Source organism: Pseudomonas farris (assembly GCF_019145235.1).
Classification (GTDB): domain Bacteria; phylum Pseudomonadota; class Gammaproteobacteria; order Pseudomonadales; family Pseudomonadaceae; genus Aquipseudomonas; species Aquipseudomonas farris.
On the sequence record NZ_JAHSTV010000003.1, the window covers coordinates 451625 to 467172 of the forward strand.

At 59.5% G+C, this 15548-nt stretch carries 11 protein-coding genes and 2 tRNA genes; 9 read left to right on the forward strand and 4 right to left on the reverse strand.

What is annotated here, in order from left to right; genetic code table 11:
* Positions 1-28 precede the first annotated feature (28 nt).
* Entirely contained in the window at positions 29-1963 is a 1935-nt protein-coding gene (locus KVG95_RS08270) for a methyl-accepting chemotaxis protein (RefSeq protein ID WP_217855577.1), read from the forward strand.
* Positions 1964-2085: 122 nt separating this feature from the next.
* On the opposite strand, the gene KVG95_RS08275 is transcribed toward KVG95_RS08270, so the two are convergent.
* From KVG95_RS08275 to KVG95_RS08290, 4 genes are all read right to left on the reverse strand, one after another.
* A complete protein-coding gene (locus KVG95_RS08275; protein WP_217855589.1) occupies positions 2086-3651 on the reverse strand; it encodes an ABC transporter permease in 1566 nt (521 codons plus the stop codon).
* Positions 3651-4661 (reverse strand): iron ABC transporter substrate-binding protein, encoded by a 1011-nt coding sequence (locus KVG95_RS08280; protein WP_217855592.1) that lies wholly within the window; start codon positions 4659-4661, stop codon positions 3651-3653. Before KVG95_RS08280 ends, KVG95_RS08275 begins: the two co-directional genes overlap by 1 nt.
* 332 nt (positions 4662-4993) lie before the next feature.
* A tRNA-Leu gene (locus KVG95_RS08285) sits at positions 4994-5080 on the reverse strand.
* Positions 5081-5245: 165 nt separating this feature from the next.
* Positions 5246-5332, reverse strand: a tRNA-Leu gene (locus tag KVG95_RS08290).
* Positions 5333-5559: 227 nt separating this feature from the next.
* Between KVG95_RS08290 and rnr the strand changes: the two genes are divergently transcribed.
* The 8 genes from rnr (at position 5560) to KVG95_RS08330 (ending at position 15374) form a co-directional block, all read left to right on the forward strand.
* Positions 5560-8196: a ribonuclease R gene (gene rnr, locus KVG95_RS08295; RefSeq protein ID WP_217855594.1), complete on the forward strand. Its 2637-nt coding sequence runs from the start codon at positions 5560-5562 to the stop codon at positions 8194-8196.
* Positions 8193-8954, forward strand: coding sequence for a 23S rRNA (guanosine(2251)-2'-O)-methyltransferase RlmB (gene rlmB / locus KVG95_RS08300; RefSeq protein WP_217855596.1), 762 nt, complete (start codon positions 8193-8195; stop codon positions 8952-8954). The genes rnr and rlmB overlap by 4 nt, the downstream gene beginning before the upstream one ends.
* A gap of 318 nt (positions 8955-9272) precedes the next feature.
* Positions 9273-9695: a 30S ribosomal protein S6 gene (gene rpsF / locus KVG95_RS08305; protein ID WP_095052890.1), complete on the forward strand. Its 423-nt coding sequence runs from the start codon at positions 9273-9275 to the stop codon at positions 9693-9695.
* Positions 9696-9723: 28 nt separating this feature from the next.
* Complete coding sequence (gene rpsR, locus KVG95_RS08310; RefSeq protein ID WP_002551829.1) at positions 9724-9954, forward strand: 30S ribosomal protein S18; 231 nt, start codon at positions 9724-9726, stop codon at positions 9952-9954.
* Between the two features lie 36 nt (positions 9955-9990).
* Positions 9991-10884, forward strand: a complete 894-nt coding sequence (locus KVG95_RS08315) for a YybS family protein (RefSeq protein WP_052965942.1) — start codon at positions 9991-9993, stop codon at positions 10882-10884.
* 19 nt (positions 10885-10903) lie between these two features.
* Positions 10904-11350, forward strand: coding sequence for a 50S ribosomal protein L9 (gene rplI, locus KVG95_RS08320; RefSeq protein WP_003197251.1), 447 nt, complete (start codon positions 10904-10906; stop codon positions 11348-11350).
* Between the two features lie 120 nt (positions 11351-11470).
* Positions 11471-12865: a replicative DNA helicase gene (gene dnaB, locus KVG95_RS08325; RefSeq protein ID WP_007902695.1), complete on the forward strand. Its 1395-nt coding sequence runs from the start codon at positions 11471-11473 to the stop codon at positions 12863-12865.
* A gap of 205 nt (positions 12866-13070) precedes the next feature.
* On the forward strand, positions 13071-15374 hold the full coding sequence (locus KVG95_RS08330; RefSeq protein WP_123721490.1) for a YgiQ family radical SAM protein: 2304 nt from the start codon (positions 13071-13073) through the stop codon (positions 15372-15374).
* Positions 15375-15548 lie beyond the last annotated feature (174 nt).

A 15548-nucleotide genomic window follows, 5' to 3' on the forward strand; every position in this document is an offset into this window, starting at 1 on the left:
TGATGGCGTCAAAGCAGAGGGATTTTCAGTGTCGGCCGTTCTCTCACTGTTACAAAGCCGTCTCTTGCGGCCCGTGTTCGTTACCCTTGGTATCGCCCTTTTGGTGCAGGTGCTGGTGGCTGTCGCTCTGACCCGGAGCACAGTGACTGCGCTGGAAGCTGATTTGGGTATGCGCCTGGACGCCGACAGCCAAAAGCTCTCTGGTGAACTTGAGCAGGCAGGGCGTGAAGTCACGTCGAGCCTGGATAACCTGTCCACCAGTACCCGTCAGCGCCTGACGGCCGGGCTGTCTTCGCGTCTGAAGGGCGAGCAGGCGCAACTGCGTACGACGTTGGAGAAGGACCTGAAGGATTCGGCCAACGACATGGCGCAGCTTCTGGCCTCGGTCGCACCCCGCGCCATGTGGGACAGCGACATTCCCACCCTGTCCGAATTCGCTCGCCGTGCCCAGCGTAATCCCAATGTGTTGTTCGTGGTCTACGACGACGCCACGGGCCAGCACCTGACGCGCTACCTCAACCGGGAGAACCCGATCAACAAGGCGCTTCTGGAAAAAGGCCAGGGCGAGCGGGCGTTGGACAAGGTCCTGGATGCGGCGAAGAACGATCCGTCGGTCTACTACCTTGAAGCCTCGATCAACCCCAATGGGGTAGAAATCGGCAAGGTCCTAATGGGGGTTTCGACCGCTTCCGTGGAAACCGATCTGGCGGCGCTGGACAAGCGCTTCTCGGCGCTGATCGCTAGCAGCGATCAATTGGTAGGCGACAGTCTCAAAGGCGCGGCAGCTGACAGCGCAACGGCGATGCGCGGGCGCCTGCAATCGGCGCAGTCCACCGCCACTGAAATGAAAACCAATACCACCACTGCCGTGCAGGAAGCGGCGGGGACTTTGCGCTGGCGCATCGGCATGGGCCTGGCGGTGGTGGGTTTTGGTGTGCTGCTGTTGCTGGCGGTGGTGCTGGGGCGTCGAGTGGTCAACCGCTTGAAGCTGCTGATCGCTGCCATGGATGATCTGGCGGCGGGTGAGGGTGATTTGACCAAGCGTGTGCAGATCAACAGCCAGGATGAGATCGGCGACATGGCTTCAGCGGTCAATCGCTTTGTGGATAAGTTGCAGCCGATCGTGCGGGAGGCGGGCGATGTGGCCCAGCGTACCGGCGTGGAAATTGGTGCCATGACCCTGCGCAATGCCGGTGCGGATGCAGCAGCGGGCATGCAGCGTGATGAAGTGGCCGAAAGCTTGCGCGCGTTGTCGCAAATGGCTGACGAAGCTCAGTCTGAAAGCCATGCCATGCAGGCTGCTTTGCAGCAGGTGGTGGGCATTCGTCAGGCCACGGATGAAAACACTCGGACCTCGGCGAAAGTCGGCAGCCTGATCGAAGCGTTGGCCGGACAGGTCGACACCGGCGCGAAAGTCATTGAGCGCCTGGCGCAGCAGAGTGAGCAGATTGAAGTGGTATTGACTGTGATTCACGGGATCGCCGAACAAACCAACTTGCTGGCATTGAACGCGGCCATTGAGGCGGCGCGTGCCGGCGAGACCGGTCGCGGGTTTGCCGTGGTGGCGGATGAGGTGCGGGCACTGGCGAGCAAGACTCAGAGCTCAACCGGCGACATTCAGGCTCATATCGTTGCGTTGCAGCAGGGCGCGCGCGAGGCTGTTGCAGCGATTGGCCAGGCCGGACGTCAGGCCAGCGAAGGTTTGCTGGTGTTGCGCGACAGTGCGCGGTTGCAGCAGTCGGTGCAGGTGTCGGTTGAGCAGGTGCATGCGGCGATCGGTCTGGCGACCCAGGCCGCGGCGCATCAGGCTCAAGGTGCGCAGGCCGTGCGTGGGCGGGTTGAGACCATTCATGCTCAGGCTGAGAAGGCTGCTCAGGCGGTGGTGGAGACTACGGCCAGCGGCAAAGTGCTGGATGGCTTGGCGGCGCAATTGAAGGCGAGCCTGGGGCAGTTCAGGGCTTGATGGGGTGTCTGGGCTGGCCCCTTCGCGAGCAAGCCCGCTCCCACATTTTGATCTCTGGTGTTCACCAATGGCGTGATCAAGGCAGATCCAATGTGGGAGCGGGCTTGCTCGCGATGACTATGTCAGCGGCCCAAATACATCCGGGTTGTTAACAGGTACACAGGCAACCCCGACACCAATATCAACAACGCCGCATAAGGCGCCGCCGCCGCAAACTCCACATTCGCGGTATGCGCCCAGACTTCCGTCGCCAGTGTGTTGAGCCCGGTCGGACTCAGCAGCAGCGTCGCTGTCAGCTCCTTCATCGCATCCAGAAACACCAGCGCAAACGCTGCCCCCAAGGCTGGGAAGATTATCGGCAACGTCACCCGACAAAACGCGCTGAAGGACGACGCTCCCAGCGTGCGTGCGGCCTCTTCCAGTTGTGGCGCTGCCTTGTTCAGCGCGGTGCGAATCGGCGCTTGAGCCAGCGGCAGAAACAACAGCGCATAAGCAATCAGCAGCAGCGCCGAGGTCTGGTACAGCACCGGCACATAATGCAGGGCGAAATACACCAGGGTCAGCGCAATTACTAATCCCGGCAGTGCATGCAGCAGATACGGCAGGCGTTCGGCCCAGATTGCCAGTCGGCCTTTATGGCGCACCACCAGCAACCCCACCGGTACCGCGAGCACCAGGCATAGCGCTGCGCCACCGAGAGACAGCGCCAGAGACGACAACAAGGCCTCGCTGATCGCGGCCACCGGGAACGCCGCTGACGAACCCACCATCAGCCAGTACGCCAGCATCCCCAGCGGAATGCCGCTGCCGATGATCGCTAGCAGCAGGCAGTAGAGTTGTCCGGCAGTCGCCCAAGGCCCCAGACGAACCTGCTGCGCATGCCGCGCCGCGCCCTGGCCGGTGCGCACATGTCGGCCCTTGCCACGCACTCGCAACTCCAGCCATAGCAGCACCAGACACAGCACCAGCAGCACCGCCGAAAGCATCGCTGCGTTAGCGTTGCTGAACTCCAGCTCGAACTGTTGGTAGATCGCTGTGGTGAAAGTCTGCAGGCCGATGATCGATAGTGCGCCGAACTCCACCAGCATGTGCAGCGCAATCAGCAGCGAACCGGCCAGCAGTGACGGCCAGAGCAAAGGCAGGGTGATTTTAAAGAACACGCCCCAGCGATTCTGCCCCAGGGTTCGTGCGGACTCCTCCAGGGACGGATCGAGATTGCGCAGGGTTGCCGCCACCGGCAGAAAAATCAGCGGGTATTTGGATAGGGTCATCACCAGGATCGCCCCACCCAGCCCTTCGAAATGAGCGCTCAGGGAGACCCAGGTGAAGCTGCTGACAAACGCCGGCACCGCGAACGGCAGGCACAGGATCACGCCCCATAGCCGTCGCCCCGGAAGATTGCTGCGCTCCAGCAGCCAGGCGAGCGACAAGCCAATCACACCGCAGGCCAGCGTGACGCCGATCATCAGCGCCAGCGTATTGCGCAGCAGGCCAAACACGTAGGGCCGCCACAACAGATGCAGCGCCTCGGCCCAGCCGGCCTGCCAGGTCTTGAGGCCGACATAAGCCAGTGGCAACAGGCTGAGCACCACCAGCAGCAAAACCGGCAGTAACAACCAGATCGACGGCCGCTTGCGCCGTGGCACGTAGCCCCCGCGCAAGGCGGGGGCAGATAACGATGCGCTCATCAGTTCAAGCCAACGTCACGTTCCAGGTCCAGGGCTTCTTCGGCGTTGCCGAGATCGGCTGGCGTGACTTTCGGCGCTTGCAGTTCGTTGAACGGCTTGAGGTCACGATCCGATTCCATGCCTTTGTGCAGCGGGTATTCGGCGGTGGTCTGGGTGATCACGCGCTGACCTTCTTCGCTGGCCATGTAGGCGAGGAATTGTTGGGCTTCCTTCGGATGCTTGCTGGATTTCAGCACCGCAGCGCTGGAAACGGTGATCAGTCCGCCGACATCACCGCCGGTGAAATAATGCAGTTTCGAATCGAGCTGGCCTTTTTCACGCTGCAAGGCGAACCAGTAGTAATTGTTCACCAGTACGGTGGCGACTTCGCCGTTTTCCACAGCCTTCAGCGCAACCATGTTGTTGCTGTAGGTCTTGCCGAAAGCGCGCAGGCCGGTCAGCCATTCTTCGGCGGCGTCCATGCCGTGGATTTTGATGATCGCCACGGCTTGTTCCTGAAACGCGCCACTGGTTGGAACGAAGCCCACCTTGCCTTGCCATTTCGGATCGGAGAATTCCATTACCGACTTGGGCAGGTCTTTTTCATCGATCAACTTGGGATTGAACGCAACCACGCGGACTCGCGCAGTGATACCGATCCAGGTGCCGTTGCCGGCAACGTAGTCCTTGGGCAGAACGGCGAGGGTAGCGGCGTCGGTTTTCGCCAGCAGGCCTTGTTCGCCGAGTTTGTTCAGTGGTGGGGATTCTTCGGTGTAGATCACGTCGGCGGGGGAGCGATCGCCTTCTTCGACGATCTGGCTGGCGAGCTGGTTGCTGCTGCCCTTGCGCACATTGACGTGAATCCCGGTCTTGGCTTCGAAGGCTTTGGCGACGGCGTCGCCGACTTCCTTGTGTTGGCCGTTATAGAGTGTCAGGGAAACCGGATCGGCGGCTTGGGTGAGGGGAGTGGCGAGTGTCAGGCCGAGCAGGGTAATGGTCAGGCCGCGGCGCAGGGTATTTCGAAACATCATTTGCGGGGTTCCTCACTGTTGCATTGCAAAATCTTGTAACAATGATAAACGATATTGTTTCTCATGTGCGTCTTGCGGGTTTGAGGAGTGTTTGCTAGAGGGGCAGGGGCGAGTTTTTGTGGCGAGGGAGCTTGCTCCCGTTCGGCTGCGAAGCAGTCGTAATCCTGAAATTGCGGTATGACTAACGAGTGATGAGGGCCGCTTCGCGACCCAACGGGGGCAAGTCCCCTCGCCACGGGGAAGTAATGGCTTGGGTTTTCGAAAGCCAGAAACGCAAAAACCCGCTTTCGCGGGTTTCTGTGAAATTCAAGATCGTGACCTTGAATTTGAATTGGTGCCCAGAAGAAGACTCGAACTTCCACGACCTTGCGGTCACCAGCACCTGAAGCTGGCGTGTCTACCAATTTCACCATCTGGGCATAATCTTCAGCGTTGCCGCTGTTGATGTGGCGCACTATACGGAGAGCATTTTGATCTGTAAACCCCTGATTTAGTTTTAATAAACCGGAAGCTTAAAATGCAAAAACCCGCTTTCGCGGGTTTTTGTGTGAGCCTTGAAATTGTTCTAATCTCAAGCTCGAAATTGGTGCCCAGAAGAAGACTCGAACTTCCACGACCTTGCGGTCACCAGCACCTGAAGCTGGCGTGTCTACCAATTTCACCATCTGGGCAGTATCGGCAGCGCCGTGTGCGTCGTCGATGGCGCGCACTATACGGAGCGTCTTTTTAACTGTAAACCCCCGGAATAGAAAAAACCTGGAAAATTTCTCCAGTGGTATTCAAATCAGCTTTGCGATGTCGATAAAGGGCTTTAGATGGGCTGTCATAGCCTGAAATTTCCCGTTTCATTACGCCTATGCCAAACTAACCCGCATATAGACAAGGTGAAAACTCTCTAATGGCCGATTGGCAGTCCCTCGATCCCGAGGCCGCTCGTGAAGCGGAAAAATATGAAAACCCTATTCCTAGCCGCGAACTGATCCTTCAGCACCTTGCTGATCGAGGTTCGCCTGCTAACCGCGAGCAGCTGGTCGAAGAGTTTGGTCTGACCACAGAAGACCAGATCGAAGCCCTGCGTCGCCGCCTGCGCGCCATGGAGCGCGACGCTCAACTCATCTATACCCGTCGCGGCACTTATGCGCCGGTGGACAAGCTCGACCTGATCCTGGGCCGCATCAGCGGTCACCGTGACGGCTTCGGCTTCCTGGTCCCGGACGACGGCAGTGACGACCTGTTCATGAGCCCGGGGCAAATGCGCCTGGTGTTCGATGGCGACCGTGCCCTGGCCCGTGTTTCCGGCCTCGACCGTCGCGGTCGCCGCGAAGGCATGATCGTTGAAGTGGTGTCCCGTGCCCACGAGACTATCGTCGGTCGTTACTTCGAAGAGGGCGGTATCGGTTTTGTCGTCGCGGATAATCCGAAGATCCAGCAAGAAGTGCTGGTGACGCCGGGCCGCAACGCCAACGCCCAGATCGGTCAGTTCGTCGAAGTGAAGATCACCCACTGGCCGACGCCACGCTTCCAGCCGCAAGGCGACGTGGTCGAAGTCGTGGGTAACTACATGGCGCCGGGCATGGAAATCGATGTCGCCCTGCGCACCTACGATATTCCTCATGTCTGGCCTGAAGCGGTGCTCAAAGAAGCCGCCAAGCTCAAGCCGGAAGTCGAAGAGAAAGACAAAGAGAAGCGCATCGACCTGCGCCATCTGCCGTTCGTGACCATCGACGGTGAAGATGCGCGCGACTTCGATGACGCGGTCTACTGCGAAGCCAAACCGGGCAAGCTGCGCCTGTTCTCCGGTGGCTGGAAGTTGTACGTGGCGATTGCCGACGTTTCCAGCTACGTGAAAATCGGTTCGGCACTGGATAACGAATCCCAGGTTCGTGGCAACTCGGTGTACTTCCCCGAGCGCGTCGTGCCGATGCTGCCTGAGCAGCTGTCCAACGGTCTGTGCTCGCTGAACCCGCACGTCGATCGCCTGGCCATGGTCTGCGAGATGACTATCTCCAAATCCGGCGAGATGACCGACTACTGCTTCTACGAAGCGGTGATTCACTCTCACGCTCGCCTGACCTACAACAAGGTCAGCGCCATGCTGGAGACGCCGAAAGCTACCGAAGGGCGTCAGCTTCGTGGTGAATACACCGACGTTCTGCCGCACCTCAAGCAGCTGTACGCGCTGTACAAGGTTTTGCTGGCGGCCCGTCACGTGCGCGGCGCGATCGATTTCGAAACGCAGGAAACCCGGATCATCTTCGGTTCCGAGCGCAAGATTGCCGAAATCCGCCCAACCGTTCGCAACGACGCCCACAAGCTGATCGAGGAATGCATGCTGGCGGCCAACGTGGCCACTGCCGAATTCCTGAAAAAGCACGAAATCCCAGCGTTGTATCGTGTCCATGACGGCCCGCCACCGGAGCGTCTGGAAAAACTGCGCGCCTTCCTTGGCGAGCTCGGTCTGTCCCTGCACAAAGGCAAGGATGGTCCGTCGCCGAAGGATTACCAGGCTTTGCTGGCAGGCATCAAGGACCGTCCGGATTTCCACCTGATCCAGACCGTCATGTTGCGTTCGTTGAGCCAAGCGGTGTACAGCGCTGATAACCAGGGCCACTTCGGCCTGAATTACGAAGCCTATACCCACTTCACTTCGCCGATTCGCCGCTACCCGGACTTGCTCACGCACCGGGCGATTCGCAGCGTCATCCATTCGAAAATGGACACCCCGCACGTTCGCCGTGCCGGCGCGATGATCATTCCGAAAGCGCGCATCTATCCGTACGACGAAGCGATCCTGGAGCAGCTCGGCGAGCAGTGCTCGATGAGCGAGCGCCGTGCCGACGAAGCGACCCGCGACGTAGTGAACTGGCTCAAGTGCGAGTTCATGAAAGACCGCGTGGGCGAATCGTTCCCGGGTGTGATCACCGCCGTGACAGGTTTCGGTTTGTTCGTCGAACTGACCGATATTTACGTCGAAGGCCTGGTGCACGTCACCGCGCTGCCGGGCGATTACTACCACTTCGATCCAGTACACCACCGCCTCGCCGGTGAACGTACCGGTCGCAGCTTCCGCCTTGGCGACACGGTTGAAGTGCGCGTCATGCGCGTCGACCTCGACGAGCGCAAGATCGACTTCGAGATGGCTGAAAAAACCATCAGCGCGCCGATCGGCCGCAAGAAGCGTGGGGCTGAAACTGCTGCTCCTGCTGGCGCTACCAAATCTGCTGCAGAGCCGGCACCGGCGAAAACCGGCCGTCGTCCTGCCAAGGAAAAGGCTGTCGAAGCCTATCGCCCTAGCGATGCCGCGGCAAAAAATGCCGAGTTGCGCAAAAGCCGTGAACTGAAGCAGGCGTTGTTGTCTGAAGCGAAAAGCGGCGGTAAAGCGGCGTCTGGGGGAAAGACCGGGCGGTCGGCGCCTGAGAAGGCCTCCGGCGGCAAGCCAGCAAAACCGAGCAAACACCGTAAAGGCCCGCCAAAAGCGGGTTCCGCTCCAGCCGCCAGAAGCGGCGGGGCGCGTAAACCTAAGGCCAAGTCATGAGTCAGTTGGAAAAGATCTATGGCGTGCACGCTGTAGAAGCGTTGCTGCGTCACCATCCAAAACGCGTCAAGCAGATCTGGCTGGCTGAAGGCCGCAGTGATCCGCGGGTGCAGACGCTGATCGCACTCGCTGCCGAAAATCGCGTAGCGGTCGGTCAGGCTGAGCGTCGTGAGCTGGATGCGTGGGTAGAAGGCGTGCACCAGGGCGTGGTCGCGGACGTTAGTCCGAGTCAGGTCTGGGGCGAAGCGATGCTCGACGAATTGCTCGATCGCACTGAAGGCGCACCGCTGCTGCTGGTGCTCGACGGCGTGACCGATCCGCACAACCTCGGCGCTTGCCTGCGTTCGGCCGATGCGGCCGGTGCGCTGGCGGTGATCGTGCCAAAGGACAAGTCAGCCACCCTGACCCCGACAGTGCGTAAAGTCGCCTGCGGCGCGGCGGAAGTGATTCCGTTGGTGGCGGTGACCAACCTGGCGCGCACCCTGGAAAAACTCAAGCAGCGTGGCTTGTGGGTTGTCGGCACGGCGGGTGAGGCTGAGCAGGAGTTGTATCAGCAAGACCTGACCGGCCCGACCATCCTGATCATGGGCGCGGAAGGCAGCGGAATGCGCCGCCTGACTCGCGATCTTTGCGACTACCTGGTGCGTCTGCCAATGGCGGGCAGTGTCAGCAGTCTCAACGTTTCGGTAGCGACTGGCGTTTGTCTGTTCGAGGCCTTGCGCCAGCGCGGCGTCAAAGCTGCCACCAAAAAGTCCTGATCCGGACACGATCCAAGTGTGGGAGCGGGCTTGCTCGCGAATACGGTCTGACATTCAACACTTTTGCTGAATGACATACTGCTTTCGCGAGCAAGCCCGCTCCCACATTGGTTCTGCGTCATGGCAAGGATTGGTGAGTTGAGCGGACTGTTCAAATAATCACCAATTGCCTTGCGCCTCTTCTGTCCCTTCTCTACAATTGCGCCCCTTGCTGTGACGGCAGGCACGCATGTGTCTATCGCAAGCAAGTCCATAAGTGTCATTCACTCCTTGTCTGACCGCTTTTGAGCGGCAGGCTACAACCCGTAAGGAGCATTCATGCGTCATTACGAAATCATCTTTTTGGTCCACCCGGATCAAAGCGAGCAAGTCGGCGGCATGGTTGAGCGTTACACCAAGCTGATCGAAGAAGACGGCGGCAAAATCCACCGTCTGGAAGATTGGGGCCGTCGTCAACTGGCCTACGCAATCAACAATGTTCACAAGGCTCACTACGTGATGCTGAACGTTGAGTGCACTGGCAAGGCCCTGGCCGAGCTGGAAGACAACTTCCGCTACAACGATGCAGTGATCCGTAACCTGGTCATCCGTCGCGAAGAAGCCGTTACTGGCCAATCCGAGATGCTCAAGGCTGAAGAAAACCGCAGTGAGCGCCGTGAGCGTCGCGACCGTCCTGAGCACTCCGACGCTGATAGCGTTGATGGTGATGACAGCGACGCCAGCGATAACGCTGACGAGTAATCCACGGACCTTTTGAGGAGCCTATTACATGGCACGTTTCTTCCGTCGTCGTAAATTCTGCCGCTTCACCGCTGAAGACGTGAAAGAGATCGATTACAAAGATCTCAACACTCTGAAAGCTTACGTATCCGAGACCGGCAAAATCGTTCCAAGCCGCATCACCGGTACCAAAGCTCGTTATCAGCGTCAGCTGGCCACCGCTATCAAGCGCGCCCGCTTCCTGGCCCTGCTGGCCTACACCGACAGCCACGGCCGCTGAGACCGGGCAGTCGACACGTAGCAAAGGATTGAATGCATGCGCGCCTTAGCTGAGTTCATCATGCGCGGCCGTATGCAGGCCACTCTGGTAGTGGCTGGATGCGCAACGCTGCCGTTGTTGTATTGGTTGGGTGCTGCCGCCGGATGCCTTGTGCTCCTGCGGCGCGGATTGAAGGACGCCTTGGGCGTTCTTGCTCTGGGACTGCTGCCGGCGTTGGTCTGGTGGCTTTACTCCGACGACCCACGGGCACTTCTGGTGCTGCTGGGGTCTTCGAGCCTTGCGTTGGTTTTGCGCGCAAGCGAGTCCTGGAACCGCGTGCTGCTGGTCAGCATAGCGATGGGATTGGTGTTTTCAGTGGTGCTGGGGGCGGCTTTTGCGCCCCAGATCGAGATGCTGGCGCAGGCTTTGATAAAAGTCATGCCGTCGCTACTCGGTGATGTCTACCAGCAATTGTCGGTAGACGAGCAAGCGCGTTTCGCGTCCCTGATTGCACCGGTCCTGACCGGCCTGATTGCGGCTTTGTTGCAAATCGTCAGTGTGCTGAGCCTGATTGTCGGGCGCTACTGGCAGGCGTTGTTGTACAACCCGGGTGGTTTTGGTCGCGAGTTTCGCGCCATCCGAATCCCGCTTTTACCGGCGATGTTGCTGCTGGTGTTGATGCTTCTGGGGCCTAACTTAGGCTCGCAGATGGCCATGTTGACACCGTTGTGCAGCGTACCGCTGGTGTTCGCCGGGCTGGCCCTGATTCACGGGCTGGTGGCGCAAAAGCGACTGGCCAAATTCTGGCTGGTGGGGTTGTACGTCACGCTGTTGCTGTTCATGCAGCTGATCTATCCGTTGCTGGTGGTCTTGGCCATCGTCGACAGCCTGATTGATTTTCGCGGTCGTTCGGCACCGAAAGATGCCGATAACGCGAACGGTGAAGGTTAAAAGTTAAGAGGATTTTCACATGCAACTGATCCTTCTGGAAAAAGTCACCAACCTGGGCAACCTGGGTGACAAAGTGAACGTTAAGGCTGGTTACGGTCGTAACTACCTGCTGCCTTACGGCAAAGCTACCGCTGCGACCGCTGCCAACCTGGCTGCGTTCGAAGAGCGTCGCGCTGAGCTGGAAAAAGCCGCAGCAGACCGTAAAACTTCGGCTGAAAGCCGTGCCGCCCAACTGGCTGAGCTGGAAGTGACTATCACTGCCACCGCTGGTGACGAAGGCAAGCTGTTCGGTTCGATCGGCACCCACGATATCGCTGATGCACTGACCGCCTCTGGCGTTGAAGTTGCAAAAAGCGAAGTTCGTCTGCCGAACGGCACCATCCGCAACGTAGGCGAATTCGACGTAGCCGTGCACCTGCACGCCGAAGTTGAAGCCACCGTACGCGTTGTCGTGGTAGCAGCTTAAGCAGCACTTGTCGGCTGGCACCCTCGGGTGCTTGCCGGTAACATCGGGCACGATCCTGTTTACAGGTCGTGCCCTTTGTCTTTCTGAAACCCCTGCTTTTATTAAATAAACCAAGTGGCCATGAACGATATCTCCGCTCCCGAGCAATACGATCTGCAAACCGCTGCCCTGAAGGTGCCGCCGCATTCCATCGAGGCCGAACAGGCCGTGCTCGGTGGTTTGATGCTGGACAACAACGCCTGGGAACGTGTGCTCGATCAGGTCTCGGACGGCGATTTCTATCGTCATGACCACCGTTTGATCTTCCGTGCGATCGCCAAACTGGCCGATCAGAACTCCCCGATCGACGTCGTGACCCTTGCCGAGCAATTGGACAAGGAAGGTCAGACGTCCCAGGTCGGTGGCCTCGGTTACCTTGGTGAGCTGGCGAAAAACACGCCGTCCGTCGCCAACATCAAGGCCTATGCGCAAATCGTTCGTGCACGGGCGACGTTGCGGCAGTTGATCGGCATTGCCACCGAAATTGCTGACAGCGCTTTCAATCCGGAAGGCCGCACGGCTGAAGAGATTCTCGACGAAGCTGAGCGGCAGATCTTCCAGATCGCCGAGGCCCGGCCAAAAACCGGCGGCCCGGTGAGCGTGAATGACCTGCTAACCAAGGCTATCGACCGTATCGATACCTTGTTCAACACCGACAACGCCATCACTGGCCTGTCCACCGGTTACACCGACCTCGACGAGAAGACCAGCGGCTTGCAGCCTTCCGACCTGATCATCGTCGCCGGCCGTCCGTCCATGGGTAAAACCACCTTTGCGATGAACCTGGTGGAAAACGCCGTGTTGCGCAGCGACAAGTGCGTACTGGTTTACTCGCTGGAGATGCCAGGCGAATCGCTGATCATGCGTATGCTTTCGTCCCTTGGGCGTATCGACCAGACCAAAGTCCGGGCCGGTCGCCTGGACGACGACGATTGGCCGCGCCTGACCTCGGCGGTCAATCTGCTGAACGATCGCAAGCTGTTCATCGACGACACGGCCGGTATCAGCCCGTCGGAGATGCGTGCGCGGACCCGGCGTCTGGTGCGTGAACACGGCGACATTGCCCTGATCATGATCGACTACCTGCAGTTGATGCAGATCCCAGGTTCCGGCGGCGACAACCGGACCAACGAGATTTCCGAGATCTCCCGTTCCTTGAAGGCCCTGGCCAAGGAATTCAACTGCCCGGTGGTGGCGCTGTCCCAGCTCAACCGCTCCCTGGAGCAACGACCGAACAAACGCCCGATCAACTCCGACTTGCGGGAATCCGGAGCGATCGAGCAGGATGCTGACGTGATCATGTTCGTGTACCGGGATGAGGTGTACCACCCGGAAACCGAGCATAAAGGCATCGCCGAGATCATCATCGGTAAGCAGCGGAACGGCCCGATCGGCACGTCACGACTGGCGTTCATCGGTAAGTACACCCGCTTCGAAAATCTGGCGCCGGGCAGCTACAACTTCGACGACGAGTAAGTTGTGTCGCGCCTGAGAGGGCCCCATCGCGGGCAAGCCCGCTCCCACAGGGATCACACCGAACCTGTGGGAGCGGCGGTGGGACGATTCGACTTGCCCGCGATGGGGTCGCCGCAATTTCCGACCATAGCCGTCGGAATTGATCAAATTTTGTGCTATATTCCGCGCCCGCGAAATTCAATGAAAGCCAACACCGGTTATCGACATGCAAGCAGCCAAGCCGTTATTTGACTATCCCAAGTACTGGGCCGAATGTTTCGGGCCAGCGCCATTCCTGCCGATGAGCAGGGAGGAGATGGATCAGCTTGGCTGGGATTCCTGCGACATCATCATCGTCACCGGTGATGCCTACGTCGACCACCCGTCGTTCGGCATGGCGATCATCGGCCGACTGCTGGAGGCCCAGGGCTTCCGCGTCGGGATCATTGCGCAGCCGAACTGGCAGTCCAAAGACGACTTCATGAAGCTCGGCGAGCCGAACCTGTTTTTCGGCGTCGCGGCCGGCAACATGGACTCGATGATCAACCGCTACACCGCCGACAAGAAAATCCGTTCCGATGACGCCTACACCCCTGGTGGCCTGGCGGGCAAACGTCCGGACCGCGCGAGCCTGGTTTATAGCCAGCGCTGCAAGGAAGCCTACAAGAATGTACCGATCGTGCTCGGTGGCATCGAAGCCTCCCTGCGCCGCATCGCCCACTACGATTATTGGCAGGACCGGGTGCGTAACTCGATCCTGATCGACGCTTGCGCCGACATCCTGCTCTACGGCAACGCCGAGCGTGCGATCGTCGAAGTCGCCCAGCGTCTGTCGTTCGGTCACAAGATCGAAGACATCACCGATGTGCGCGGCACCGCGTTCATTCGTCGTGACACGCCAAAAGACTGGTTCGAGATCGACTCCACGCGCATTGATCGTCCGGGCAAGGTCGACAAGATCATCAACCCGTACGTGAACACCCAGGACACGCAAGCCTGCGCCATCGAGCAGGAAAAAGGTCCGTCGGAAGACCCGAACGAAGCGAAGGTCGTGCAATTGCTGCCGAACCCGCGCCTCACCCGCGAGAAAACGGTCATCCGTTTGCCGTCGATGGAAAAAGTCCGGGGCGACTCGGTGCTCTACGCCCACGCCAACCGCGTGCTTCACCTGGAAACCAACCCGGGCAATGCCCGTGCGCTGGTGCAGAAGCATGGCGAAGTGGATGTCTGGTTCAACCCGCCTCCGATTCCGATGACCACCGAAGAAATGGACTACGTGTTCGGCATGCCTTACGCACGGGTTCCGCACCCGGCGTATGGCAAGGAAAAGATTCCTGCCTACGACATGATCCGTTTCTCGGTGAATATCATGCGCGGCTGCTTCGGTGGCTGTACGTTCTGCTCGATCACCGAGCACGAAGGCCGGATCATCCAGAACCGTTCCGAAGAGTCGATCATTCGCGAAATCGAAGAGATCCGCGACAAGGTGCCAGGCTTCACCGGGGTGATCTCCGACCTTGGCGGCCCGACCGCGAACATGTACCGCATTGCCTGCAAGAGCCCGGTCATCGAATCCGCGTGCCGCAAGCCGTCCTGCGTGTTCCCGGGCATCTGTGAAAACCTCAACACCGATCACTCGTCGCTGATCCAGCTCTATCGCAGCGCCCGTGCCTTGCCGGGTGTGAAGAAGATCCTGATCGCGTCCGGCCTGCGTTACGACCTCGCGGTCGAGTCGCCGGAATACGTCAAGGAGCTGGTCACTCACCACGTTGGTGGTTACCTGAAGATCGCCCCGGAACACACCGAGGAAGGTCCGCTCAACCAGATGATGAAACCGGGCATCGGCAGCTATGACAAGTTCAAGCGCATGTTCGAGAAGTACACCAAGGAAGCCGGGAAAGAGCAGTACCTGATTCCGTACTTCATCGCCGCTCACCCGGGTACCACCGACGAAGACATGATGAACCTGGCGCTGTGGCTCAAGGGCAACGGTTTCCGTGCCGACCAGGTGCAGGCGTTCTACCCGTCGCCGATGGCTACCGCTACCGCGATGTACCACTCGGGCAAGAACCCGTTGCGCAAGGTCACTTACAAGAGTGACGCCGTGACCATCGTCAAGAGCGAAGAACAGCGTCGCCTGCACAAGGCGTTCTTGCGTTATCACGACCCGAAAGGCTGGCCGATGCTGCGTGAAGCGCTGACCCGCATGGGCCGCGCCGATCTGATCGGGCCGGGCAAGAACCAGTTGATCCCGCTGCATCAGCCGGCGACCGACAGCTACCAGAGCGCCCGTCGCAAGAACTCGACACCGGCCGGCAGCCACAAAGTGGCAGGGGAAAAGACCACCAAGATCCTGACCCAGCACACTGGCCTGCCACCGCGTGCCAGCGATGGCGGTAACCCGTGGGACAAGCGTGAACAGGCCAAGGCTGCGGCGTTTGCCCGCAATCAGCAGGCGGCCAAGGAGCGCAAGGACGCGGCCAAAGGCAAGGGGCCAAAACCGGCTCGCAAGCCAGTCGTGCCGCGTTAACTTCCGCGCCATATCGCAAAACGCCAGCCTCAGTGCTGGCGTTTTGTTTTCTAGCGAGTGTGCGGCCTGTTTGCTAAGGTGGCGCGCACTTCAATGGCGGCCCTGGAAACCGATTTCCCTATACGACGCCAAACCCTGCGGGAGCCGGGCTTGCCCGCGATGACGGCGGCACAG